General features: G+C 69.0%; 24 protein-coding genes. 20 read left to right on the top strand and 4 right to left on the bottom strand.

Annotated features, from left to right (window positions below; genetic code table 11):
- Nucleotides 1–31 precede the first annotated feature (31 nt).
- The 5 genes from JL108_RS13740 to JL108_RS13720 are packed head-to-tail and all read left to right on the top strand — an operon-like array spanning nt 32 to nt 5,230.
- Entirely contained in the window at nt 32–1,216 is a 1,185-nt protein-coding gene (locus JL108_RS13740) for an NAD(P)/FAD-dependent oxidoreductase (protein WP_205198807.1), read from the top strand.
- Nucleotides 1,213–2,079, top strand: coding sequence for a xanthine dehydrogenase family protein subunit M (locus tag JL108_RS13735; protein ID WP_205198806.1), 867 nt, complete (start codon nt 1,213–1,215; stop codon nt 2,077–2,079). The genes JL108_RS13740 and JL108_RS13735 overlap by 4 nt, the downstream gene beginning before the upstream one ends.
- The gene (locus tag JL108_RS13730; RefSeq protein ID WP_205198805.1) at nt 2,063–2,596 is read left to right on the top strand and encodes a (2Fe-2S)-binding protein; all 534 of its coding nucleotides are present in this window, start codon (nt 2,063–2,065) and stop codon (nt 2,594–2,596) included. The genes JL108_RS13735 and JL108_RS13730 overlap by 17 nt, the downstream gene beginning before the upstream one ends.
- Nucleotides 2,580–4,958 (top strand): xanthine dehydrogenase family protein molybdopterin-binding subunit, encoded by a 2,379-nt coding sequence (locus JL108_RS13725; protein WP_205198804.1) that lies wholly within the window; start codon nt 2,580–2,582, stop codon nt 4,956–4,958. The genes JL108_RS13730 and JL108_RS13725 overlap by 17 nt, the downstream gene beginning before the upstream one ends.
- A 2-nt stretch (nt 4,959–4,960) precedes the next feature.
- Nucleotides 4,961–5,230 carry a hypothetical protein gene (locus tag JL108_RS13720; protein WP_205198803.1) on the top strand — a complete coding sequence of 90 codons (270 nt, stop codon included), beginning with the start codon at nt 4,961–4,963 and terminating at the stop codon, nt 5,228–5,230.
- A gap of 74 nt (nt 5,231–5,304) precedes the next feature.
- Here the strand turns inward: JL108_RS13720 and JL108_RS13715 are convergent, their stop codons facing one another.
- Nucleotides 5,305–6,039, bottom strand: coding sequence for an alpha/beta fold hydrolase (locus JL108_RS13715; protein WP_205198802.1), 735 nt, complete (start codon nt 6,037–6,039; stop codon nt 5,305–5,307).
- Nucleotides 6,040–6,112: 73 nt separating this feature from the next.
- Here JL108_RS13715 and JL108_RS13710 point away from each other — a divergent pair, with 73 nt between their 5' ends.
- On the top strand, nt 6,113–6,811 hold the full coding sequence (locus JL108_RS13710) for a YafY family protein (RefSeq protein WP_205198801.1): 699 nt from the start codon (nt 6,113–6,115) through the stop codon (nt 6,809–6,811).
- 7 nt (nt 6,812–6,818) lie between these two features.
- On the opposite strand, the gene JL108_RS13705 is transcribed toward JL108_RS13710, so the two are convergent.
- Complete coding sequence (locus tag JL108_RS13705) at nt 6,819–7,433, bottom strand: TetR/AcrR family transcriptional regulator (protein ID WP_205198800.1); 615 nt, start codon at nt 7,431–7,433, stop codon at nt 6,819–6,821.
- Between the two features lie 166 nt (nt 7,434–7,599).
- Between JL108_RS13705 and JL108_RS13700 the strand changes: the two genes are divergently transcribed.
- From JL108_RS13700 to JL108_RS13635, 14 genes are all read left to right on the top strand, one after another.
- Nucleotides 7,600–9,003, top strand: coding sequence for a UbiD family decarboxylase (locus JL108_RS13700; protein ID WP_205198799.1), 1,404 nt, complete (start codon nt 7,600–7,602; stop codon nt 9,001–9,003).
- 17 nt (nt 9,004–9,020) lie between these two features.
- Nucleotides 9,021–10,103, top strand: a complete 1,083-nt coding sequence (gene fni, locus JL108_RS13695) for a type 2 isopentenyl-diphosphate Delta-isomerase (protein ID WP_205198798.1) — start codon at nt 9,021–9,023, stop codon at nt 10,101–10,103.
- 76 nt (nt 10,104–10,179) lie between these two features.
- Nucleotides 10,180–10,662: a hypothetical protein gene (locus tag JL108_RS13690; protein ID WP_205198797.1), complete on the top strand. Its 483-nt coding sequence runs from the start codon at nt 10,180–10,182 to the stop codon at nt 10,660–10,662.
- On the top strand, nt 10,659–11,255 hold the full coding sequence (locus JL108_RS13685; RefSeq protein WP_205198796.1) for a UbiX family flavin prenyltransferase: 597 nt from the start codon (nt 10,659–10,661) through the stop codon (nt 11,253–11,255). The genes JL108_RS13690 and JL108_RS13685 overlap by 4 nt, the downstream gene beginning before the upstream one ends.
- 120 nt (nt 11,256–11,375) lie before the next feature.
- A complete protein-coding gene (locus JL108_RS13680; RefSeq protein ID WP_205198795.1) occupies nt 11,376–12,236 on the top strand; it encodes an ABC transporter ATP-binding protein in 861 nt (286 codons plus the stop codon).
- Nucleotides 12,233–13,012, top strand: a complete 780-nt coding sequence (locus JL108_RS13675; protein WP_205198794.1) for an ABC transporter permease — start codon at nt 12,233–12,235, stop codon at nt 13,010–13,012. Before JL108_RS13680 ends, JL108_RS13675 begins: the two co-directional genes overlap by 4 nt.
- 2 nt (nt 13,013–13,014) lie before the next feature.
- A complete protein-coding gene (locus tag JL108_RS13670; RefSeq protein WP_205198793.1) occupies nt 13,015–13,782 on the top strand; it encodes an ABC transporter permease in 768 nt (255 codons plus the stop codon).
- Between the two features lie 37 nt (nt 13,783–13,819).
- Nucleotides 13,820–14,881 (top strand): ABC transporter substrate-binding protein, encoded by a 1,062-nt coding sequence (locus JL108_RS13665; RefSeq protein WP_205198792.1) that lies wholly within the window; start codon nt 13,820–13,822, stop codon nt 14,879–14,881.
- Between the two features lie 30 nt (nt 14,882–14,911).
- Nucleotides 14,912–16,105, top strand: a complete 1,194-nt coding sequence (locus JL108_RS13660; RefSeq protein ID WP_205198791.1) for a Rieske 2Fe-2S domain-containing protein — start codon at nt 14,912–14,914, stop codon at nt 16,103–16,105.
- Nucleotides 16,102–16,590, top strand: coding sequence for an aromatic-ring-hydroxylating dioxygenase subunit beta (locus tag JL108_RS13655; protein ID WP_205198790.1), 489 nt, complete (start codon nt 16,102–16,104; stop codon nt 16,588–16,590). Before JL108_RS13660 ends, JL108_RS13655 begins: the two co-directional genes overlap by 4 nt.
- Before the next feature lie 10 nt (nt 16,591–16,600).
- Entirely contained in the window at nt 16,601–17,338 is a 738-nt protein-coding gene (locus JL108_RS13650; RefSeq protein WP_205198789.1) for an SDR family NAD(P)-dependent oxidoreductase, read from the top strand.
- Between the two features lie 30 nt (nt 17,339–17,368).
- The gene (locus tag JL108_RS13645; protein WP_205198788.1) at nt 17,369–18,244 is read left to right on the top strand and encodes a polysaccharide deacetylase family protein; all 876 of its coding nucleotides are present in this window, start codon (nt 17,369–17,371) and stop codon (nt 18,242–18,244) included.
- On the top strand, nt 18,241–18,486 hold the full coding sequence (locus JL108_RS13640) for a ferredoxin (protein WP_240191084.1): 246 nt from the start codon (nt 18,241–18,243) through the stop codon (nt 18,484–18,486). Before JL108_RS13645 ends, JL108_RS13640 begins: the two co-directional genes overlap by 4 nt.
- Nucleotides 18,487–18,495: 9 nt before the next feature.
- A complete protein-coding gene (locus JL108_RS13635) occupies nt 18,496–19,236 on the top strand; it encodes an SRPBCC family protein (RefSeq protein WP_205198787.1) in 741 nt (246 codons plus the stop codon).
- Between the two features lie 15 nt (nt 19,237–19,251).
- Here JL108_RS13635 and JL108_RS13630 read toward each other — a convergent pair whose 3' ends face one another.
- Nucleotides 19,252–20,394, bottom strand: a complete 1,143-nt coding sequence (locus tag JL108_RS13630) for an NAD(P)/FAD-dependent oxidoreductase (RefSeq protein ID WP_205198786.1) — start codon at nt 20,392–20,394, stop codon at nt 19,252–19,254.
- Entirely contained in the window at nt 20,378–21,403 is a 1,026-nt protein-coding gene (locus JL108_RS13625; RefSeq protein ID WP_307837279.1) for an FAD-dependent monooxygenase, read from the bottom strand. The genes JL108_RS13630 and JL108_RS13625 overlap by 17 nt, the downstream gene beginning before the upstream one ends.
- Between the last annotated feature and the right edge of the window lie 92 nt (nt 21,404–21,495).

Here is a 21,495-nt window from a genome sequence, read left to right as displayed (position 1 = left end):
ATACAGTATTTCACATGCTGGGAGTAGTCATATGAAGCGCATCGTCGTGGTCGGGGCCTCGCTCGCCGGGATGAGTATCGTCCGCACCCTCCGCGGTGACGGATTCACCGGCGAGCTGATCGTGGTGGGCGAGGAGAGGCATCGCCCCTATGACCGGCCGCCGCTGTCCAAGGAGATCCTCTCCGGGGCCAAACAGGACACGGATCTGGACCTGCCCGTCGCGGACGATCTCGCGATCACCTGGCGGCTGGGCGAGAAGGCCACCTCGCTGGACATCGGTGCGCAACAGGTCGTCGTCGGCGACGAACCGCTGTCCTATGACGGACTGGCGATCGCCACCGGCGTCCGGCCTCGCCCCCTGCCCGGATTCACCGTGGACCAGGAGACCTGCCACCAGCTGCGGACCATCGACGACGCGATCGCCCTGCGGGCCGCCCTGCGCCCCGGTGTCCGCCTGCTCATCGTCGGCGCCGGCTTCATCGGCGTCGAGGTGGCCAGCTCGGCGACCGGGCTCGGCTGCGAGGTGACGATGGTGAGCCTCGATCCGCCCCTGGCGATCGCGGGCGAGGATGTCTCGGGCGTCTGCGACAACCTCCTCGACGAACTGGGCGTACGCCGCCTGATCGGCCGCACGATCGTCGAGAACCGGCCCGGTGCGGCGCGACTCGACGACGGCTCGACCGTCGACTATGACGTCGCCCTCGTCGCGATCGGCAGCCTGCCCAATGTGGAATGGCTGTCCGGCAGCGGACTCGACCTGAGCGACGGCGTGCTGTGCGACGAGACCTGTGCCGTGCTCGTGGACGGGCAGCCGATCGACACCGTGGTGGCCGCGGGAGACGTGGCCCGCTGGCCCCACGGGATGTTCAGCGACCGGCTGCTGCGGATCGAGCACTGGTCGAATGCGGTCGAGCAGGGGGTCGCCGCGGCCCGCCGACTCCTGCACGGCCCTCAGGCCGCAGCGGCCTATGTCGCGGTCCCCAGCTTCTGGTCCGATCACTGCGGCCGGCGGTTGCAGGCCGTGGGACTGCCGTGGGCGGGCGACCGCCGCGAGCTGATCGAAGGCCTGCACGCCGAGATGCGCTTCGCCTCGGCCAGCTATCTCGGCGACCGGCTCGTCGGCGGCCTGACCTATGGCGTGCCGAAGGCGATGGTGCAGCTGCGCCGGCAGCTGCTGGCCCAGCCCGCGCCGCAGGCGGAGGGAGCCGGGCGATGAAGCCGGCCCGGTTCGACTATCACGCGCCCGAGGAGCTGACCGAGGTCATCGGGCTGCTGGCCGAGCCCGATGCACGGGTCATCGCCGGCGGGCAGTCCCTGGTCCCGCTCATGAACTTCCGGATCGCGAGCCCGGCATCCCTGGTCGACCTGCGGCGCGTCGAGCAACTCCACCGGGTGGAGGTCGACGACTCCGGTGAGCTGGTCATCGGCGCCGGTGCCACCCAGTCACGGGTACTGGCCGACCCGCGGGTCGCACGGCACTGGCCGCTGTTGACCCAGGCGCTGCGCCAGGTGGGACATCCGCAGATCCGTCACCGCGGCACCGTCTGCGGCAGCCTCGCCCATCACGATCCGTCCGCGGAACTGCCCGCGGTCGCCCTCGCCCTCGGTGCCCGGCTGGTGGTCGAGGGCGCCGACGGCCGGCGCGAGGTGGCGGCCGAGGACTTCTTCGTCTCCTACTACGAGACCTCGTTGCGCCCGGGCGAGCTGGTCACCGAGGTGCGCTTCCCGGCCGGGAGCCCGGGGGAGCGGCACCGCTTCACCGAGGTCGCCCGCAAGCACGGTGACTTCGCCCTGGTCGGCGCCGCCGCGGTGGCCCGGCGCGCCCCGTCCGGCGCCCTCGAGGGTCTGCGGCTGGTCCTGCTCGGCGTGGCGGACAAGGCCCGTGCCTTTCCCGAGATCTGCCGCCGGCTGATCGACGAGCAGCCGGCGGATCCGGCGCAGATCGTGAACGAGGTGCAGAACATGATCGACCCGATGGACGACAACCGCGCCAGCGCGGCCTACCGCCGCCAGGTCGCGGGCGAGTTGGCGGTCGAAGCCGTCCAGTCGGTGTGGAGGAACAATGACCAGTCGGCATGAGACGGCCCATGGCGGGATCGTGGTGGAACTCGACGTCAACGGAGAACGGGTCTCGGCCGAGGTCGAGCCCCGGTTGCTGTTGAGCGATTTCCTGCGGCACCGATTGCGGCTCACCGGCACCCATGTCGGGTGCGAGCACGGGGTCTGCGGGGCATGCACCGTGCTGGTCGACGGTCTCGCGCAACGCTCCTGCCTGATCTTCGCGGCCCAGGCCGACGGAGCGCGGGTCCGCACGATCGAGGGACTGGCGCCCTCGGACACCGAGCTGCATCCGGTTCAGCGGGCCTTCGCCGAGGCCCACGGTCTGCAATGCGGCTTCTGCACACCCGGTTTCGTGATGTCGACCGTCGCGACGCTCGAGCAGGATCCGGCCGTGAGCGACGAGGACCTCCTCGACGCCCTCTCGGGTCACCTGTGCCGGTGCACCGGGTACCGGGGAATCGTGGAGGCCGCGCACGCGGCCCGCGACCAGGCGGGTGCCGCCGGGGAGGTGACGTCCGATGGCGACCTCGACTGAGCAGGGTTACATCGGGCAGGCGCTGCCGCGGGTCGAGGACGACCGGCTGCTGCGCGGGCGGGGATCCTATGTCGACGATCTGAGCGCCGACGGCGCCTATGAGGTGGCCTTCCTGCGCAGCGAGCAGGCGCATGCCCGGATCGATCGCATCGACACCGGCTTCGCTCGCGCGATGCCCGGGGTGGTCGCCGTCTACGACGGGCGGGATCTCGCCGAGCATCTCGATCCGATGGTCTTCGGTATCGCGCGGATCATTCCCGAGTCGATCACGCGGACCGGCTCCGTCGCGTCACGCGTGCATCCGATGCCCGCCCTGCCGGCCGATCGGCTCACCTATGTCGGACAGCCGTACGTCATGGTGATCGCCCACAGCCGCTACGAGGCCGAGGACGCGCTGGAAGTCATCGACGTCGAGCTGACCCCGCTGCCGGCCCTGATCGATCCGGAGGAGGCGGCGGCGAGGACCGATGTGCTGGTGGAGCCCGACTGGGACGACAACATCGCGATGTCGGTCGACGTCGGCGTCGGCGATGTCGCGGACGCCTTCGAGCGGGCGACCGTCGTGGTCGAGGAGACCTTCCGCTCGCATCGCTATATCGGCTCGCCCATCGAGACCCGCGGGGTCCTCGCGACGATCGACCCGGACGACGCGCTCACGGTACGTGCGTCGACCCAGGTCCCGCACCAGCTGCGTGACTTCCTGGCCGGCGCCCTCGACCATCCGGCGGACAAGATCCGCTGCCTGGCACCCGACGTGGGCGGCGGTTTCGGCGTGAAGGGGTCGATCTACCCCGAGGACCTGCTGGTGCCCTTCGCCGCCCGGCGGCTCCGGCACGGTGTCAAGTGGATCGAGGACCGCAGCGAGCACCTGGCCGCCACGACCCACGGTCGCGAACAGGTGCATCACATCCAGCTCGCGGCAGACGCGGACGGCCGGCTGCTGGGCGTGCGCGATCGCATCGTGCACAACTGCGGGGCGTTCCACACGCTCGGACTGGTGGTGCCGTACAACTCGATCGCCCACCTGCTCGGCCCCTATGTGGTGCCGAATGCGGAGATCTCTCTGCGCGCGGTGGTGACCAACACCGGCGTGGTCGCTCCCTATCGCGGGGCAGGGCGCCCCGAAGCGGTGTTCGCGATGGAACGGGCGATGGACCGCCTGGCCCGCGGCCTCGACCTCGATCCGGCGGAGCTGCGGCGCCGCAATCTCATCGGCCCCGAGCAGATGCCCTATACGACCGGGTTGATCTATCGCGACGGACATCCGCAGGTCTACGACTCCGGCGACTATCCGGAGCTGCTGGCCCAGGCGAGGGCTCTCGTCGACGAGGACGAGGCGCGCTCGCGACAGACCGATCGCCGCCGGGTCGGGATCGGCTACGCGGCCTATATCGAAGGCACCGGCGTCGGTCCCTTCGAGGCGGCGGCCGTGAGCGCGGGCCCGGACGGCGTCATCCGCGTGGCGACCGGTGCGGCCTCGCAGGGGCAGTCACACCGGACCACCTTCGCCCAGATCGCCGCCGACGCGATCGGCGTGGACATCTCCTCCGTCGAGGTCGTCGGCGGCGACACGGCGGCGATCGCGACGGGCTTCGGCACCATCGCGAGCCGGAGCCTGGTCGTCGCCGGCAATGCCGCGGCCCGGGCGGGCCGCGAGCTGCGCGGCCAGATCCTGGAGCTGGCCGGCCACCTGCTGGAGGCCGACCCTGCGGATCTCGAACTCGATCGCGGGGAGGTGACGGTGCGGGGCACGGATCATCGTGCCGGAGTGGGCGAGGTGCTCGCGCTGCTGTCACCCTTCCATCCGCGCCGTCCGTCCGGTCTCGGCCCGCGGATGCACGTGGAGTCGGCACACGTGCCGGGGCCGGTCACCTATGCCGCCGGCGTGCACGTGGCCGTGGTCGAGGTGGACACCGTCACGGGGGCGATCGATCTTCGCCGCTTCGTGATCGCCCACGACTGCGGGCGCATCGTCAACCCGATCGTCGTCGAGGGTCAGATCCTCGGCGGGGTCATGCAGGGGATCGGCGGCGCGCTCTACGAGGAGCTGGCCTACGACGACCAGGGGCAGCTCACCACGGGCAGCTTCCTGGACTATCTGATCCCCACGGCGAGCGAGGCGCCGGTCGATGTGCGCATCGCTCATGTCGACACGCCGAGCTCGTTGAACGGCCTGGGCGTGAAGGGCCTCGGTGAAGGAGGAGCGATCGGCCCGCCGGCGGCGATCGCCAATGCGGTCGAGGACGCCCTGGGCGATCTCGGGGTCGTGGTCCGGCAGTGTCCCCTGACGCCGAGTCGCGTGCTGGGCCTCCTCGCCGAGGCGGGGACCGCAACGAGTGAAGAGGACGGCTTAGCATCATGACCATGGCACAGGAACAGGTCGACGAGGGATACGAGGACGTGGAGCTCACCAGCGAGTTCGCCTCCGTGCGGGTGTCCCGCGATCTGACGGCCAATGGGCCGCGGCTCAGGGTGGAGAACCGGCAGAACGGACGGGTGATCTTCCTCGATCCGCTGGAGCTCGCGACCCTCACCTGGCTGGAACACGGCGACCTCGCTCCCTTCCTGGACCCCAGCAATGTGGGGTGGAGCAGCGATATCGGCCCGGAGGAACCGGCCGGCGAGCTGCCGTAGAGACCTGGAACCGCCTCGGCGACGGAAGGGGGCCGCCGGAAACGGCTGGCCCCCTTCGGGGTTCTCTGTGCGGTTCAGCTGGTTCGCGATGCCGCTGACCGGATGACCTCGGCGAGGTCGCGTGCGCGGCTCCACATCGGCCAGTGGCCGGTCGGGAGGTCGACGACGTCGAGGGTCTCGAGGTTCGCGACCTCGGCGAACAGGGGATGCCCTTCTCGGGCCATATCCAGCACCTGCGAGCTCGGGATCGAGCAGCACACCAGGGTCGTCGGGACCGCGGTGCGGGCGTCATTGGCGAGCTCGACCGGCTGGCGGAGCACGGGGCCGGGCTCGGGTACGGCCCTGGAGCGGAACCGCTCGAGGACATCGGTGCTCAGGCCGTCGAGGCTCGCCTGCTGTGCGAGGACCTCGAAGGGTGGCAGCGGAAGCTCCTCCTCGGGGAAGCCCGGGGCGAAGGCGCTCCTGTTCGCCATCGGGCCGGAGTCGACCCACACCACCCGGTGCACGAGCTCGGGATGGCGATCGAGGGCCATGCTGACGGGAGCGTTCGCCCCGCTGTGAGCGACGAGCGTCGCAGGCTGCTCCTCGGAGACATCGAGTCGAGTGAGAAGGTCGTCGATCGCCTCGGCTTGGTCGTCGAGGGTCCTGGTCGAACGCGCGGGATCGTCGCCGTCGAGGCCGGGCAGCGTGACGGCGACCGCACGCGCGCGGTCGGTCTCCAGATGTTCGAGGACGTCGTCCCATGCCCAGGCGCCCAGCCAGTGGCCGGCGACGAGAACGATGATCGGGCTGTTCGTATCGGTGGTCATGTCCCCACTCTCACGGGGTCGATGGACACGAGTGTGTCACCATTTATGTCGTGAAATCGCCGGGAACCGACCTGTGAAGCGAGCCGAACGGCTCCATGCCCTCTCCGAGACGCTGCGACGCAGCGGCGCGCGGGGAGTCTCCGCCGAACGGCTGGCGAGGGACTTCGAGGTCTCCGTGCGCACCGTCAAGCGAGATCTGGACGCGCTGGAGGCCAGCGGCTTGCCGATCTGGTCCCGCCCCGGCCCGGGCGGTGGATACGGACTGGCGACGAGCGCGTCCCTGCCGCCGGTCAGCCTCTCTCCGGGGCAGGCCGTGGCGCTCATGGCGGCCGTGTCGGCCGCATCCGATGCTCCCTTCGCGGATCTGGCGACGGCGGGCATCCGCAAGATCATGGATGTCCTCGATCCCCGGACCCGAGCGCGTGCCGACGAGTTGGCCCACCGCGTCTGGGTCGACGCGCCTCCCTTTTCTTCGCGCGTCATCCGCTCGGCCTTGGAGGAGGCGATGGCCGAGCAGCGGGTGATCCGCCTTCGCTACATCTCGCGAGGGGGCATCACGACGACCCGCGAGGTCGAGCCCGTGCTGTTCGCCTCCACGAGCGACCAGTGGTACCTCGTCGGATGGTGCCGGCTGCGCGACGCGATGCGATGGTTCACCGTGTCGCGTATCGAGCGGGCCAGTGTCACCAAGACGGCCTGCAGCGGCCACACCGTCGACGAGGCCGGAACACCGCCGGAGAACGCCAGGCCGGTGCACGGCCGCGAGGCGTGAGCCCCGTCTAGGGCTGGTCTCGCGGGGCGTCGCGGGGGAGCACGGCGCGCAGCGCCAGCTCCTGTACGGCGTGGACGAGGGTGTCGACCTCGTCGTCCGGGCGGTGGATCACGCGGTGCGCCGCGCCGTGCATGGCGTGGTAGAGCAGGGCGGCGAGCAGTTCGGGATCCTCGACGTCGAAGTCTCCCGCCTCGGCTCCCTCGGCGATCAGGAGCGCCAGCATCGCGATGTGGCTGTCGGCGTCCTGTCCGTCCCCGTGGCTGCCTGGCCCCTCGTGGAACAGCGCGTCGTGCAGGTTGGCGCGTCCGACCCTGCCCTGGACCGCCTGTTCGAGCCAGTTCGTCAGCCGGCCGGCATGGTCGGTGGCGGGCAGCTCCTCGAGTCGCGCCTCGTGGTCGGCGAGGATCTCGGCGGTCAGCCGGTCGCGCAGCGCCGCGAGGACGTCGTGCTTGGTCTTGAAGTAGAGGTAGAAGGTCCCCTTCGCGATCCCCGCCGCGGAGGTGATGTCCTCGACCGTCAGCTCGGCGGCGCCGCGATCGGAGATGAGCCGTTGGGTCGCGTCGAGGATGCTCGCGCGCCGGCTGTCGGCCGATCGGGTCCGGCTCGTGCGGGTCATGGTCATGGGTCGTCCTCATTCCTCCTCCGCCGGACACGATCATCGTCCGGCGGCATCCTGCCAGTGTCGCAGGCGCAGCGGGTTTTCCTCGCGCCCACCCGGTTGTGCATCAAGTGAATAGTGAATACAGTGTAATGACCGACGGTCAGTCATTACCAACGAGGAGCAGGATATGCCCAAAGATCTGAGGACTTTCATCGAGCAGGTGGAGAAGTACCACCCGTCGTCCTATCTGAGGACGGAGCACGAAGTCGACCCCGAGTACGAGCTCACCGGCGTGCTGCGCAAGCTGCAGGACGAGGGCCGCTTCCCGATGGTCATGTTCGACAACGTCAAGGGCAACGACCTGCGGGTGCTCGGCAACGCTCTCGGTAGCCGTGAGCGCCTCGCGTTGCTGTTCGACACCGACAACGATGGCCTGACGGCCGCCTACGAGCAGAAGCAGGGTCAGCAGATCCCGCCGGAGATCGTCGAGACGGGCCCGGTCAAGGAGGTCATCCAGACCGGTGACGACATCGACGTCACCACGATCGCCAATATCGTGCACTGCGAGGGTGACGGCGGCGAGCACGGCGAGTACATCTCCTCGGGCGTCACGATGGTCAAGGACCCCGACACCGGTGTCTACAACGCCGGCATCTACCGGATCCAGATCATCGGCCCCAATGAGATGCGCCTCGACCCCGGCCAGTACTCCCACATCTGGCACCTGCACAACAAGATGGAGCAGCGCGACGAGCCGCTGGAGATCGCCATCGTCATCGGTCACTACCCGACCATGTACATGGCCTCGCAGTTCCGCGGCGGGCTCGATGACGACGAGATCCACGTGGCCGGCGGCCTGGCCGGCGAGGCCATGCGGATGGTCCCGGCCGAGACCTTGAACATGAACGTCCCGGCGGACGCCGAGATCGTCATCGAGGGCAAGATGCTGCCGAACCGCCGCGAGTGGGAAGGCCCCTTCGGCGAGTTCTCCTGGTACATGGGTCCTGCGCACGATGCCAATGTCGTCGAGATCACCGCGATCACCCGTCGCTCCGATGCCATCTACCAGGACGTGTTCAATGCCCATCCCGAGCACAACCTGATCGGCATGGTCGGTCGCGAGGCGGGCATCCTGTCCAAGCTTCGCGCCGTGGTGCCCACCGTTCAGGCGGTCTCCCTGCCGTTCTCGGCCTGCTGCCGGTTCGCGGCCTATGTCTCCATCAAGAAGGAGTACGACGGCCAGGCCCGCAACGCGGCACTGACGGCGCTGGGAGCCGACCCCTTCGTCAAGCTGTGCATCGTGGTGGACGACGACATCGACCCCTATGACGAGATGCGCGTGATGTGGGCGGTCGCCACCCGGGTGCGCGCCGACAAGGACGTGATCATCATCCCGGAGACGTACACCGTCGAGCTGGACCCGACGGCGTACTCGATCGAGGACGACACGAAGAACGGCGCGTTGAACGCCAAGTGGATCATCGACGCGACCAAGCCCGTCGGCCTCCCCTTCCAGGAGGTGGCCGACGTGCCCGAAGCGGTCTGGCGCAATGTCGACCTCGAGCAGTTCTTCGGCAACACTCCTCGCTGAGTGACGGAGGCCACGTCATGAGTCGTAAAGCAGAGCACATGGATCTGGCGTTGCACGCCGAGGTCGAGCGCATATCCGGGCCGGGATGGGATGAGCTGGACCTGGTGCATGAGGCGCTGCCCGAACTCGACGTGGCCGAGGTCGACCTCAGTGTCGACCTGTTCGGCCGGCGCCTGCGTGCGCCGCTGGTCATCGCCGCGATGACCGGCGGCCACGCCGGCGCGGTCGAGGTCAACGCGACCTTGGCCCGGGCCGCCGAGCGCCACGGGCTGGCGATGGGAGTGGGGAGTCAGCGAGCCGCGCTCGCCGATCCCTCGCTCGTCGACAGCTACGCCATCGTGCGCGAGTGTGCCCCGACCGCGCCGGTCATCGGCAATATCGGCGCCGCGCAGCTGATCGGTCAGGGGGAGGCGCCGGCGCTCTCGATCGACGACCTGCGACGGGCCGTCGACATGGTGGGCGCCGACGCCCTAGCCATCCACCTCAACTTCCTCGAGGAATCGGTGCAACCCGAGGGCGATGCCCACACCAAGGGGTGCGCCGAGGCGATCGGCGCGGTCGCCTCGGCCTTGGAGGTGCCGATCGTCGTCAAGGAGACCGGGGCCGGCATGTCGCGGCGCACCGCCGAGCGGCTGCGGGATCTCGGGGTCGCCGCCCTCGACGTGGGCGGAGCCGGAGGGACGAGTTTCGCGATCGTCGAACGCCTGCGCGCTCGTCAGCAGGGCGACCATGCGTCCTATGCCCTCGGCATGGCGCTGGGGGAGTGGGGGATTCCCACGGCGGCGACGGTGGCGGCCACGGCACCGGTCGGTCTGCCGGTCATCGCCACGGGCGGGGTGCGCGGCGGGCTCGACGCCGCGAAGGCGATCGCCCTCGGGGCGACCGCCGCCGGGGTGGCCCGGCCGCTCCTCGCGGCCGCGGTGGAGGGCGAGCAGCAGCTCGACACCTGGATCGAGGAATTCACCGCGGAGCTGCGGACGGTCATGCTCCTGACGGGCTCTGGCACCACGACGGCCCTTCAGCACCAGCCGTTGGTGGCACACGGCCGCCTACGCGACTGGCTGGGGATGTGGCCGTCGACGGCTCGGGCCTCGCTGTGAGCGAGCGGAGCGAGCGAACGATGGGGTATCTCATGCCGGTCATCGCCTATGCTGCTTTTTCTCAGGCGGTGGCGGCATGAGCACCGAGCGGGAGCCGCGGCTGCCGGACCGGCTGGGCGACGTGCTCGGCCCCCATGCCCCCCTCTGTGAGGGGCTGACCATCCTGTTGCTGACGATCTCCTCCGACGACTATCCGCATCAGGCGATGCTGAGCTGCGGGGAGGTCGTCGCCGTGGACGACGAGCGGCTGGCCCTCGCGGTCTGGCCGACATCGACGGCGGCCCGCAACCTCGCCGAGCGGCCCCGGGCCACGCTGGCGCTCGTCGACGAGGGCACGAGCTGGTGTCTCTTCGCGGAGATCGCCGATGCCGGCACCGTCGTCACGCCGCTCAGCGGCACCTTACGCAGATTCGATGCCACGATCACCCGGGTCACCTCCGACCGAGCGCCCTATGCGGTGCTGGAGTCCGGCGTGACCTTCCAACTGACCGAACCCGAGGCCACCACGGCGCGTTGGCGGGAGCTGCGCGCGGCCATCGTCCAAGGAGGAAGAACATGACCGCACCGGACTCACCGCGCAGGATCGTCGTCGGTCTGAGCGGCTCGAGCGGCCCGCACTACGGCGTGCGCCTGATGGAGGTGCTGCGGGCCCACACCGATCACGAGGTCCATCTCGTGATGTCCAAAGGGGCCAGGGCCACCATCGAGATCGAGATGGGGCGCGACCCCGCCGAGGTCGCCGAGCTCGCCCATGTGGTCCACGACGAGCGCAATCTCGCCGCATCGATCGCGAGCGGCACCTTCGTGACCGATGGCATGGTCATCGCGCCCTGCTCGATCAAGACGATGGCCGCGGTCGCCAACTCGCTCAACGACAATCTCATCGTCCGGGCCGCCGATGTCTGCCTCAAGGAGCGACGGCGGCTCGTGATGCTGGTGCGTGAGACACCCCTGCACGCCGGGCATCTGCGGATGATGACCGATGTGACGAATGCCGGCGGCGTCATCCTCCCGCCGGTGCCGGGTTTCTACCATGACCCGCAGACCATCGACGACCTGATCGACCACACCGTCGTCAAGACCCTGGATCAGTTCGGCATCCACGTGGACATCATCAGGCGATGGAGTGGACCGCCGGTCGACCCGTCCTGAGGCACGTCCCGGAAACTCCGAAGCAGAAACCCCGCGAAAACCGCCCGCCGAGCCATTGACAGAGATACTGTCGACTGAATACAGTTGCCAAAATCAGCGACCCGAGGAGGTTGTCCCCGCATGGCTGAAGCCACCCTGAGCACAGGACGTCCCGGAGGGCGCCGAGGCGTCAGACCGCGGTCGCTCGAAGCCGCGTCCGCCGCCGGCCCCGCCACCATCACCGCCCGCCACGTGACCAAGACCTTCGGCCACGGCTCGATCCAGGTGACCGCCCTCGACGATGTCAGCATCGACGTGGAGGAAGGAAGCTTCGTCTCGCTGCTGGGTCCCTCGGGCTGCGGGAAGTCGACGATGATGCGCCTCATCGCCGGGCTCCAGGAGCCCACCGAGGGGAGCCTCGAGATCGGCAACGTCACCCCCGATGACCGGCGCCGGCTGCGCGACTTCGGCATCGTCTTCCAATCGCCGGTGCTCTTCGACTGGCGCACCGTCGAAGAGAACGTCATGCTCCCGCTGCAGATCATGCGATGGCCCAAGGCCCGGCGCCGCGAGCGCGCCCAGGAGCTCATCGAGCTCGTCGGGCTCAAGGACTTCGCCAAGCGCTACCCCTGGCAGCTCTCGGGAGGCATGCAGCAGCGCGTGGCCATCGCCAGGGCACTGACCTTCGAGCCGCCGCTGCTGCTCATGGACGAGCCCTTCGGCGCCCTCGACATGATGACCCGTGAGCGGATGCAGACCGAGCTGCTCTCGATCTGGGCCAAGAGCGCGAAGTCGACGGTCGTCTTCATCACCCACTCGATCTCGGAGGCCGTGCTGCTCTCGGACCGCATCGTGGTCATGAGCGCCCGCCCGGGCCGCGTGCTGAAGGTCATCGACGTCGACCTCGAACGGCCGCGCACCGAGGAGACGAGAGAGATCCCGCGCTACGGCGAGATCATCTCGTCGATCCGGCATCTGCTGTTCAGTCAGGAACAGCCGTGAGCATCAAGGTAGCGCGTCTGGTCGCCGGCGTGATCGGCGTCCTCTTGGTCTGGTCGGCGCTCGCGGCGGTCGTCCAGTCCGGGGACGATCCGCTGGCCCAAGCCAAGTTGCCATTCCCCCACCAGCTGGTCGAGCTCATCATCGAGCAGCGCGAGGCATTGGTCGAGGCCTCTTGGCTGACCCTGCAGCAGGCCTTGATCGGCTTCGTCATCGGCTCACTGGTCGGTGCGCTGTTCGCGGTCATCGTGGCGCAGGCGACCTGGATGGAGGCGGGATTCATTCCGTTGCTGCTGGCGGCACAGATGGTGCCGATGATCGCGCTCGTCCCGGTCATGCAGAACATCTTCCGTAACGACGACCTCGTCCGCATCTTCATCTCGGCGTTCATCACCTTCTTCTCGGTCACCGTGGCGGTGGCTCGAGGCATGAAGACCGTCCGGCCCGAGGCCTACGAGCTGGCGGCCTCCTACAACGCGAGCAGAGTGGATCTGCTGCGCCGCGTGCAGCTGCCCTCCGCGGTGCCCATGCTGTTCACCGGCCTGCGAGTCGCCGCTCCGCTCAGCATCGTGGGCTCGGTCCTGGTGGACTTCGCCGGAGCCCAGTCGGGCCTGGGCTACATCATGGTCGCGGCGATCACGATCGGTTCGAACGGATCGATGATCGTGTGGGCGGCGATGCTGATCCTGCTCGCGCTCGGCTTCCTGCTGACGCTGGGGGTCACCTTGCTCGAACGCCTGGTCGCGCCGTGGCAGCTGGCGAAGACGGAGGGGAACTGACAATGACGACCGAACGCGTCCGCAATATCGCCGCCCCGGTGATCATCCTGGCCATCTTCCTCGGCTTGTGGCAGGCAGGCTTCTTCAATGCGGTGTTCTCCGTGGAGGAGTTCGCCATCCCGCGTCCGAGCTCCATCGTGACCGCCGCCGCCGAGGGCAGCACCGCGCTGTGGGGGGCGTTCTCCGAGACGGGACGGGCCGTGATCCTCGGCTGGATGCTGGGCAACGCGCTCGGTTTCGGCCTCGCGCTGTTGCTCCTGACCCTGCCGCCGGACCTGATGCGGCGGCTCGGCGGCTTCTTCGGGTCGTTCCAGGCCCTTCCCGTCGTCGCGATCGCCCCGATCGTCGCCCTGTGGATGGGCTCGAGCATGTGGTTCAAGGTAGGGACGGTCGTGGTGATGGTCTTCCCTCAGATGCTGACCTACGCCTTGCGCGGCCTCAACGCGGTGGACCCGACGGTGCTGGAACTCGCGAAGTCCTATGACACATCCGGCTGGCAGGTGTTCCGTCTCTTCCGGCTTCCCCTCGCCCTCAGCTTCGTCTTCACCTCGCTGAGGTACTCGGTCGTGCTCGCGCTGATCGGCGTGGTCGTCTGCGAGATCCTCCGCTCGGCCGACGGGCTCGGCTATCACATCCACGATGCCCTCCAGGCCTTCAACGCCCCCGAGGCGTGGGCTGCCGTGGTGATCCTCGCGCTCCTGGGCGTCATCAGCTATTCATCACTGCTCCTCATCGAACGCCTCCTCACGCCCTGGGCCTTCCGGCGCTGAGTCCCGTCGACACATCCCACACAAGGAGATCACTCTCATGAAGAACTATCGGAAGTTGGTACCGGGCCTGGCGGCCGTCGCAGTGGCGGCGTCGCTGGCGGCCTGCGGCGGGGGAAATGACGATGCGAATGCGGCCGGCGCCTCCGGCGACGGAAGCTGTGAGGGTGGCCAGCTGAGCTATCAGCTCAGTTTCGTGCCCAACCCTCAGCAGACCGGATTCCTCTACGCCTACGACAAGGGGTACTTCGAGGATCAGGGCATCGACGTGGAGATGAAGGAAGGCGGTCCGACTGTCAACCCCGCTCTTCAGGTGGCGCAGGCCAATGTCGACGTGGCCGAGCTGCCCTTGGGCGACGCGTTGAACGCGGTGTCCAACGGAGCGGAGATCTCGCTCGTCGCGCAGATCTCCCAGCAGATCCCGTTGCGCTACATCAGCTGGAAGGAAGTCCCGCTGTCGACCCCGGAGGACCTGCGGGGCACCACCATCGGCGTCCAGCAGGCTGGCAACCTCGCCCCGCCCATCCGGGTGATGGCCGGCGAGGCCGGAATCCCGCACGACGAGATCCAGATCGAGCAGATCGCCTTCGACGTGTCAGATTTCATCGCCAAGAAGGTCGATGTGTTCCCGCTGCGCACCTATGCGCATATCGCGATGCTGGAAGAGCAGGGCGTGAACTACCCCGATGACGTGAACGTGCTGAACCCGATCGACTTCGGCGCCGACCTGCCCGAGGACGGCGTCTATGTGAACAACTCCTACCTGGACGACAACGCCGATGTCGTCGCCTGCCTGCTCCGCGGTCTCAAAGCCGGCTGGGAGGACGCGGCGGAGAATCCCGACGAGGCGAAGGCGATCGTCGAGGAGTACGCGCCCGCCGCCGCCTTCACGCCCGAGGCCATCGACATCGACGTCGACGAGGCGCTCGTCCACGCGCTGCAGAACGGCGCGGGCGAGGACGTCGACGCGCTGACCACTGATATGGATTATCTACGTCAAGGCACGGAGAGCCTGCAAGATGTCGACGAGGTCCCCGGCGATGTGAGCATCGACGACCTCGTGGATCTCGGCCCGCTCGAGCAGGCGACCTCGAAGGACTGACATGTGGCGGAGCGACCGAAGGAGAGACCGATGAGTGCGACGGACCTGGAACCCGGCGAGCTGATCACCGACGACTGGCGGATCCACGGCTCGGTGTACACCAGCCAGGCGGTGTTCGCGGCCGAACTGGAGCGGGTCTTCCGCACCGGCTGGCTGTACGTGGCCCATGAGAGCCAACTGCGCAATCCCGGCGACTACATCACCACCCGCGCCGGGCTGCAGCCGGTGATCGTCTCGCGGGGCGGTGACACGGGCGAGATCTCGGTGATGCTCAATCGGTGCCGCCACCGCGGAGCGACGGTCTGCCAGGCCGACGAGGGGAATGCGAACTTCTTCCGCTGCGCCTATCACGGCTGGACCTACTCGAACACCGGCGAGCTGCGCGGCGTGACCTATGACCAGGCCTATGAGGATCTGGACAAGTCCTCCCTCGGCCTGATCCGGCTGCCGAGGGTCGAGAGCCACGCCGGCTTCATCTTCGCCAGCTTCGCCGCCGAGGGCCCTTCGCTGGCCGAGTTCCTCGGTCACGCCGCGCCCTACCTGGACCTGATCGCCCAACAGGGTCCCGAGGGGATCCGCATCGATGCCGGCTATCACCACATCGGCTACGACGGCAACTGGAAGCTCCAGGTCGAGAACACCATCGACAACTATCACTTCGGCTTCGTCCATCGGAGCTTCCTGGAGGTGCTGGCCGATCGCGTCGGCCAGGTGCCGCCGATCGTCCGCAATATCCTCACCAACGACGAATGGCGCACCATCGACCTCGGCAACGGCCATTCGGTGCACGAATTCGGTGACCCGAAGACGGGCAACAACCAGGGACAGCTGGGCGACCTGCCCTTCAACCTCATCGTCTTCCCGAATCTGTGCTTCGTGGGGGCGCAGCTGCGCCACGTGCTGCCGCTCTCGGCGAACCGCACGGAGGTGCGGCTCTATCCGATGCTCCACCAGGGGGAGTCCGATGAGTACAACGCCGAGATCCTGCGCGTCCACGAGGGCTTCTACGGTCCTGCGGGCATGGGCGGCAGCGATGACGTCGAGATCGCCTTCGAGCGGGTCACGGCCGGCATGCAGGCCACCGAGCACGACTGGCTCATCATGAGCCGGGGCCTGCATCGCGAGGAGCAGATGCCCGACGGGCGGGTGGTCGGACGGGCCGATGACGAGGTCCCGCAGCGGGCCTTCTACCGCCAGTGGCAGCGCTCGATGGGGGCGTCATGACGGCGATGGAGAGGGATCTGCAGGAGATGACCGCGACCGTCGCCGAATTCCTCTATCACGAGGCGGCACTCCTCGACGAAGGCGATCTCGAGGGCTGGCTGGAGCTGTACGACGAGTCGGCGATCTACTCGATCCCCCAGTCGGCGAACGACCACGTGCACAAGGTCAGCATCGTCTACGACGATCATCGCCGACTGGTCGAGCGAGTCATCCGCCTGCGCAGCGGATTCGCCTACTCGCAGGAGCCCGCCTCGACCACGGTGCATCTGATCGGCAATGTCCGCATCGCCGGGGAGCACGAGGCGGGCCTGCGGGTCGCGTCGAGCATGCTCATCACGGAGGTACGGCGCGGACGCCAGAACCTCTACGCGGGCCTGGTCGAGCACGTGCTGCGCCCCGAGGGCGACTCCTTCCGGATCCTCAGGAAAGAGATCCGGCTGGCCAACTGCGATCTGCCCCTGGGCAATCTCACCTTCCTGATGTGATCGAGGACCGATGAGCAGATCACGAGGACTGGAAGGGCACGGCCTCCTCGTCGTGGGAGGAGCGTCCGGGATCGGCCTGGCGGCGGCTCGGGCCGCCGTGGAGGACGGTGCCCGCGTCGTCATCGCCGATATCGACACAACCGTCATCGACGAGAGCGATCGGCTCTCGGCCGTGCGATGCGATGCGACGGATGCCGCCTCCGTGCGGGACGCGGTCGCGGCGACGGTGGATCGGCTGGGCCGCCTGGACGGGGTGATCACGACCGTCGGCGGGGCGCATCTCGCGCCGGTCGAGGAGATCGACGACGCGATCTGGCAGCGCGAGCTGGACTTCAACCTGACTTCTGCCTGGCTGGTGGCCCGCGAGGCGCTCGCCGTCATGCGTCCGCAGGGATCCGGGGCCATCGTCCTGACCAGCAGCGGACAGGCGCTCATGGGGGCGGTCGATCGTGCCGGGTACGCGGCGGCCAAGGCCGGGGTGATCTCGCTGACGCGCTCGCTGGCGGCGTCGGCGGCCGAGTACGGGGTGCGGGTCAACTGCATCGCCCCGGGGCCCACGGACACGCCGCGGTTCCGGGCGATGAACGGGGGCGACGAGGGGGTCGAGCAGGTGCGTGCCGCGATGCCCTTGAAGGAGATCCCCCGCCCCGAGGACTGCGCCGATATGGCGGTGTACCTGATATCTCCGGCGGCCCGCGCGATCACGGGGCAGACCGTGCACGTCAACGGCGGACTGTTGATGCCATGAACGTCAAGGTGACGACGAAAGGTGAATTCCATGCAGCGTGAGCCCTACGACTACTCGCCGATCATCTCGCGACCCGCGCTGTCCCTGCCCGGGGGCGCTCGGGTGGCGGTGTGGTTCGGACTCAATGTCGAGTACTACCGGTTCGGCAGCCCGTCGATGAGCCTGGCGCCGTTCACCAGCGAGCTGGTGCCCGACCCGCTCAATCACGGGTGGCGCGACTACGGGCCCCGGGTCGGGGTCTGGCGGCTCTCGGAGATCTTCGCCGCGCACGGCATCACGCCGAGCGCCATCACCAATACCGAGGTCTTCGACCACTACCCGGAGATCGTCGAGCACGGCAAGGAGCGCGGATGGGCCTTCGTCGCCCACGGCCGTTCCAATTCCGAGTGGCATGTCGGCATGGACCGCGAGCAGGAGCGCGAGCGGCTCAGCGAGATCGTGCGTCGCTTCGAGACCTCGGTGGGACGGACCCCGCGGGGCTGGCTCGGGCCGGCGCTCACGGCGACCGCGCAGACGGTCGATCTGCTCGCCGAGCTCGGCTTCGACTACACCCTGGACTGGGCCAACGACGATCAGCCCTATGCCATGAACGTCGAGAAGGGGCGGCTGCTGTCCGTGCCCTATAGCAGCGAGGTGAACGACATCCCGGCCTTCGTTCTGCATCACCAGACCGGCGAGCAGTTCGCGCAGTCGATCGTCGACCAGTTCGACGTGCTGTATGCCGAAGGCGCCGACAGCGCCCGGGTCATGGGCGTGGGCGTCCACCCCTTCCTCGTCGGGCAGCCCTTCCGGGCCAAGCACTTCGCGGAGGCGCTCGCGCACATCGCCGGCCATGACGACGTCTGGCTGGCGACCAGCGACGAGATCGCCGAGTGGTACGCCACGACGCAGCCGGAGACGGCATGACCACCCCGATCACACCACCCGATTCGATGACGAAAGGAACCGGCGAGATGAAGGTGACCCTCGACCGAGGAATCTGCAATGGCTACGGCAACTGCGTGATCGAGGCCCCCGAGGTCTTCGATCTCGACGACGACGGGCTGGGCGTGGTGCTGGACGAGCATCCGCCCGAGGACCAGCGCGAGGCGGTCGATGCCGCGGCGCGCACGTGCCCGGTGCAGGCGATCGTCGTCGCCGACGACTGAGGCGCGCCGATGAAGCTCACGCACTCCTTCACGGTCCCCGTGCCGCCCGACGAGGCGTGGACCACCCTGCTCGACATCGAGTCCACCGCCTCGTGCCTGCCCGGAGCCTCGGTCGAGTCGATCTCCGGCGACGACGTGAACGGCTCGGTCTCGGTCAAGGTCGGTCCGATCGGCTTCACCTACAGCGGGACGGCGACCTTCGTGGAGAAAGACCCGGTCGCTCGCCGCATCGTGCTCGATGCCCGCAGCCGGGACGCGCGTGGCGGCAGCACGGCCAATGCCACCGTCACGGCGACCTTGCATCCGGCCGGTGCCGATGCCACGAAGGTCCAGGTCGATACCGATCTCGACATCACCGGGAAGCCTGCTCAGTTCGGCAGCGGCGTCATCACCGAGGTCGGCAACCGGATCATCGGCCAGTTCGCCGAACGGCTCGCGGAGAGGATCAGTGAGCGGGGCACGGGGGGCGGGCCCCGGTCCGCCGAGCAGCCGCGAGCCGCTGCCGCGGCGGCTGGCTCCGGTGCCGGGACGGGAACGGGGGACCAGGGTCGTGATCGTCCCGCGGAGGACACCCAGGCCGACGCCATGTCGGCCTTCGCTCTCATCGGGCCCGTCCTCGCGCGTCGGGCCGCGCCCGCCCTCCTCGGCATCGGGGCGGGGATCCTCATCGGATGGCTGGCCCGCGGCTCGGGAGGCCGCGGTCACCGGGCGCGATGCTGCTGTTGCGCGCCCTGCTGCTCCGCGCGATGAGCAGCCGCGGCCGGATCAGAGCGGAGTGACGTCGAGGGTGGTGGCCGCCAGGCCGCGGTCCGCGATCAGCATCCGATCCCGGATCTGCGGCACCGAGCGCATCGCCCACAGCGCACCCGGCCGCAGGAATCGCACGGGGCGGGGCCAGGACCGGGTCACGCGATCGTAGCGTCGCGCCCAGCGCTGGGTCGTGTCGGCGAGTGGGCGGACGGCCGCCTCCCAGGCCGGCAGCGCATCCTCGACCGAGGCCGCCTGGGTCACCACGGCCACCAGCGCCCGGGCGTTCATGACGGTCAGCCCCGCCCCCTGGCCCAGTGTCGGTGGCATGCCGTGTGCCGCGTCGCCGAGGATCGCCGCCCGGCCACGGTGCCAGCTCGAGGCGTGGGCGACCAGGTAGTTGGAGGTGATCGGCTCCTGTTCGCCCATCAGCTCGAAGAGCCGTCCGAGCCGGGGGAAGGCCGCCGTCCAGCTCGACATGTCCCGGGGAGCGGCGGCGGCACCGCGATCGTTCTCGGGAAAGACCTGGAAGGCATAGGTGAGGTCCTCGCGGCACGGTGCGGTGGCGACGCGATAGCGACCGGACCAGTGCTCGATCATGTCCGGGCTGGTGGAGATCTCCCGGGTCGGCAGCATGTAGCGGTGGATCACCGTGGGGAGCCGGCGCACGGTCGACGCGATGCCGAGCCCGTCGCGTAGCCGGGAATGCACGCCGTCGGCCGCCACGACCAGGTCGGCGTCGAGTCGTCGGCCGCCGGCGAGCACGAGCGCACCGGCGGGATCGACCGATCGGACCGTGGAATCGAGCACGATCTCCGCCCCGGCGGCGACGGCACTGTCGTAGAGCGATTGGATGAGCGCCTGCCGCGGCAGGGCGAGGAGCCGTCCCGATCCGTTGAGCGGACGTGTGCCGAGCACCCGCCCGTCCCGCGCCATCGTGATGCTCCGCCGGAGCCCGACGGCCTCCGCGTCGATCCGCGCGAACATGCCCGCCTCGTCGAGGACCTCGATCGCGTTGTTCTTCAGGAAGATCCCCGTCCCGGCCTCGCGGATCTCCGGGGCGCGCTCGTGCACGCGGACACTCCAGCCGCTCGTGGCGAGCATCGTCGCGAGGCTGAGCCCGCCGATGCCTCCGCCGGCGATCTCAGCGTGTCGGCTCATGGGCGAGGTCCTCCTGGGCCGGTGCCAGCGGCGTGGTGGTGGCGTCGTATCCGTAGAGCCAGTCGACCGGGCTCTCGTTCGTCCGCGCGAAGGCGTTCCCGGCGGAGAGAGACTGCATCTGCGCGGTGCGCTCCATCCGGGTGCTCTGGAAGCGTTGGAAGGCCCGGGCCCAGTCGCCGGGTCCGGCCTCGTCGAGGCAGCGGACCAGGACCGCGGCGTCCTCGACGGCCATCGCCGCTCCCTGGCCCATGTGCGGGAGCATCGGGTGGGCCGCGTCGCCCATCACCACGACATCGCCATCACTCCAGCGGGGGAGCGGATCGCGGTCGGCGAGAGCCCACTTGTGCAGGTCGCCGATGCCGTCCATCAACCGGTGGACGGTCGGGTGGAAGTGCTCGAAGGCCGACCGGAGGGTCGTGAGGTCGCCGCGGGCGGACCACGACTCCACGTCGAAGTCGGGTTCGGGGGTGGTGGCCATCAGGTAGAGCTCGTCGCGTGCCGCGGTGATGTAATACGCGATGACGTGCCGGTCCTGGCCCCACCACTTGGTGTTGTCGTCGATGCCCTCGCCGGGGATGCCGGGGAACGCGGCGCGGTAGCCGACCCGGCCGGAGTACCGGAGTTCCTGGGGGCCGACGACCAGTTCGCGCACGGTGGAGTGGATGCCGTCGGCGCCGATGACCGCGTCGGCGTGCTCGCGGGATCCGTCGGCGAAGGCCAGCTCGATGCCCGCGCCGCCGGGATGCAGGCCGACGAGTCGTTTACCCAGCCGGATCGGGGTGCGGGACAGCGCGGTACGGAGCGTGTCGTGGACGTCGCCGCGATGGAGCAGCAGATAGGGCGCTCCGTAGCGTGTCTCCGCCTCCGCGCCGAGGGGCATCCGATGGGTGATCTCGCCGGTCTCCGCGGTGCGGTGCACGAAGTCCCGGGGCTGGCAGGCCGTCGCCCGGAGTCGTGCGTCCAGGCCGAGGCCGCGCAGCACCCGGAGGGCATTGGGGCTCTGCTGGATCCCGGCGCCGATGCGGGAGAACCGGGTCGGGGGGGGGGGGGGCGGGGCGCCGGCACCCCCCCCCCCCCCCCAGGCGGGGGCGGGGGGGCCGG

The sequence above is a fragment of the Aeromicrobium sp. YIM 150415 genome (assembly GCF_016918125.1).
Taxonomy (GTDB): Bacteria; Actinomycetota; Actinomycetes; order Propionibacteriales; family Nocardioidaceae; genus Aeromicrobium; species Aeromicrobium piscarium.
This window is presented reverse-complemented; position numbering and strand designations above follow the sequence as displayed.

Bases quoted from the DNA above. Each gene is read 5' to 3' on its own strand.
- JL108_RS13705 (WP_205198800.1), bottom strand. From the start codon at position 7,433: ATGACCATGACCCGCACGAGCCGGACCCGATCGGCCGACAGCCGGCGC.
- JL108_RS13715 (WP_205198802.1), bottom strand. From the start codon at position 6,039: ATGACCACCGATACGAACAGCCCGATCATCGTTCTCGTCGCCGGCCAC.
- JL108_RS13665 (WP_205198792.1), top strand. From the start codon at position 13,820: ATGAAGAACTATCGGAAGTTGGTACCGGGCCTGGCGGCCGTCGCAGTG.
- JL108_RS13725 (WP_205198804.1), top strand. From the start codon at position 2,580: ATGGCGACCTCGACTGAGCAGGGTTACATCGGGCAGGCGCTGCCGCGG.
- JL108_RS13640 (WP_240191084.1), top strand. From the start codon at position 18,241: ATGACCACCCCGATCACACCACCCGATTCGATGACGAAAGGAACCGGC.
- JL108_RS13670 (WP_205198793.1), top strand. From the start codon at position 13,015: ATGACGACCGAACGCGTCCGCAATATCGCCGCCCCGGTGATCATCCTG.
- JL108_RS13735 (WP_205198806.1), top strand. From the start codon at position 1,213: ATGAAGCCGGCCCGGTTCGACTATCACGCGCCCGAGGAGCTGACCGAG.
- JL108_RS13630 (WP_205198786.1), bottom strand. From the start codon at position 20,394: ATGAGCCGACACGCTGAGATCGCCGGCGGAGGCATCGGCGGGCTCAGC.
- JL108_RS13655 (WP_205198790.1), top strand. From the start codon at position 16,102: ATGACGGCGATGGAGAGGGATCTGCAGGAGATGACCGCGACCGTCGCC.
- JL108_RS13650 (WP_205198789.1), top strand. From the start codon at position 16,601: ATGAGCAGATCACGAGGACTGGAAGGGCACGGCCTCCTCGTCGTGGGA.
- JL108_RS13740 (WP_205198807.1), top strand. From the start codon at position 32: ATGAAGCGCATCGTCGTGGTCGGGGCCTCGCTCGCCGGGATGAGTATC.
- JL108_RS13690 (WP_205198797.1), top strand. From the start codon at position 10,180: ATGAGCACCGAGCGGGAGCCGCGGCTGCCGGACCGGCTGGGCGACGTG.
- JL108_RS13685 (WP_205198796.1), top strand. From the start codon at position 10,659: ATGACCGCACCGGACTCACCGCGCAGGATCGTCGTCGGTCTGAGCGGC.
- JL108_RS13720 (WP_205198803.1), top strand. From the start codon at position 4,961: ATGGCACAGGAACAGGTCGACGAGGGATACGAGGACGTGGAGCTCACC.
- JL108_RS13680 (WP_205198795.1), top strand. From the start codon at position 11,376: ATGGCTGAAGCCACCCTGAGCACAGGACGTCCCGGAGGGCGCCGAGGC.
- JL108_RS13645 (WP_205198788.1), top strand. From the start codon at position 17,369: ATGCAGCGTGAGCCCTACGACTACTCGCCGATCATCTCGCGACCCGCG.
- JL108_RS13730 (WP_205198805.1), top strand. From the start codon at position 2,063: ATGACCAGTCGGCATGAGACGGCCCATGGCGGGATCGTGGTGGAACTC.
- fni (WP_205198798.1), top strand. From the start codon at position 9,021: ATGAGTCGTAAAGCAGAGCACATGGATCTGGCGTTGCACGCCGAGGTC.
- JL108_RS13700 (WP_205198799.1), top strand. From the start codon at position 7,600: ATGCCCAAAGATCTGAGGACTTTCATCGAGCAGGTGGAGAAGTACCAC.
- JL108_RS13635 (WP_205198787.1), top strand. From the start codon at position 18,496: ATGAAGCTCACGCACTCCTTCACGGTCCCCGTGCCGCCCGACGAGGCG.
- JL108_RS13660 (WP_205198791.1), top strand. From the start codon at position 14,912: ATGAGTGCGACGGACCTGGAACCCGGCGAGCTGATCACCGACGACTGG.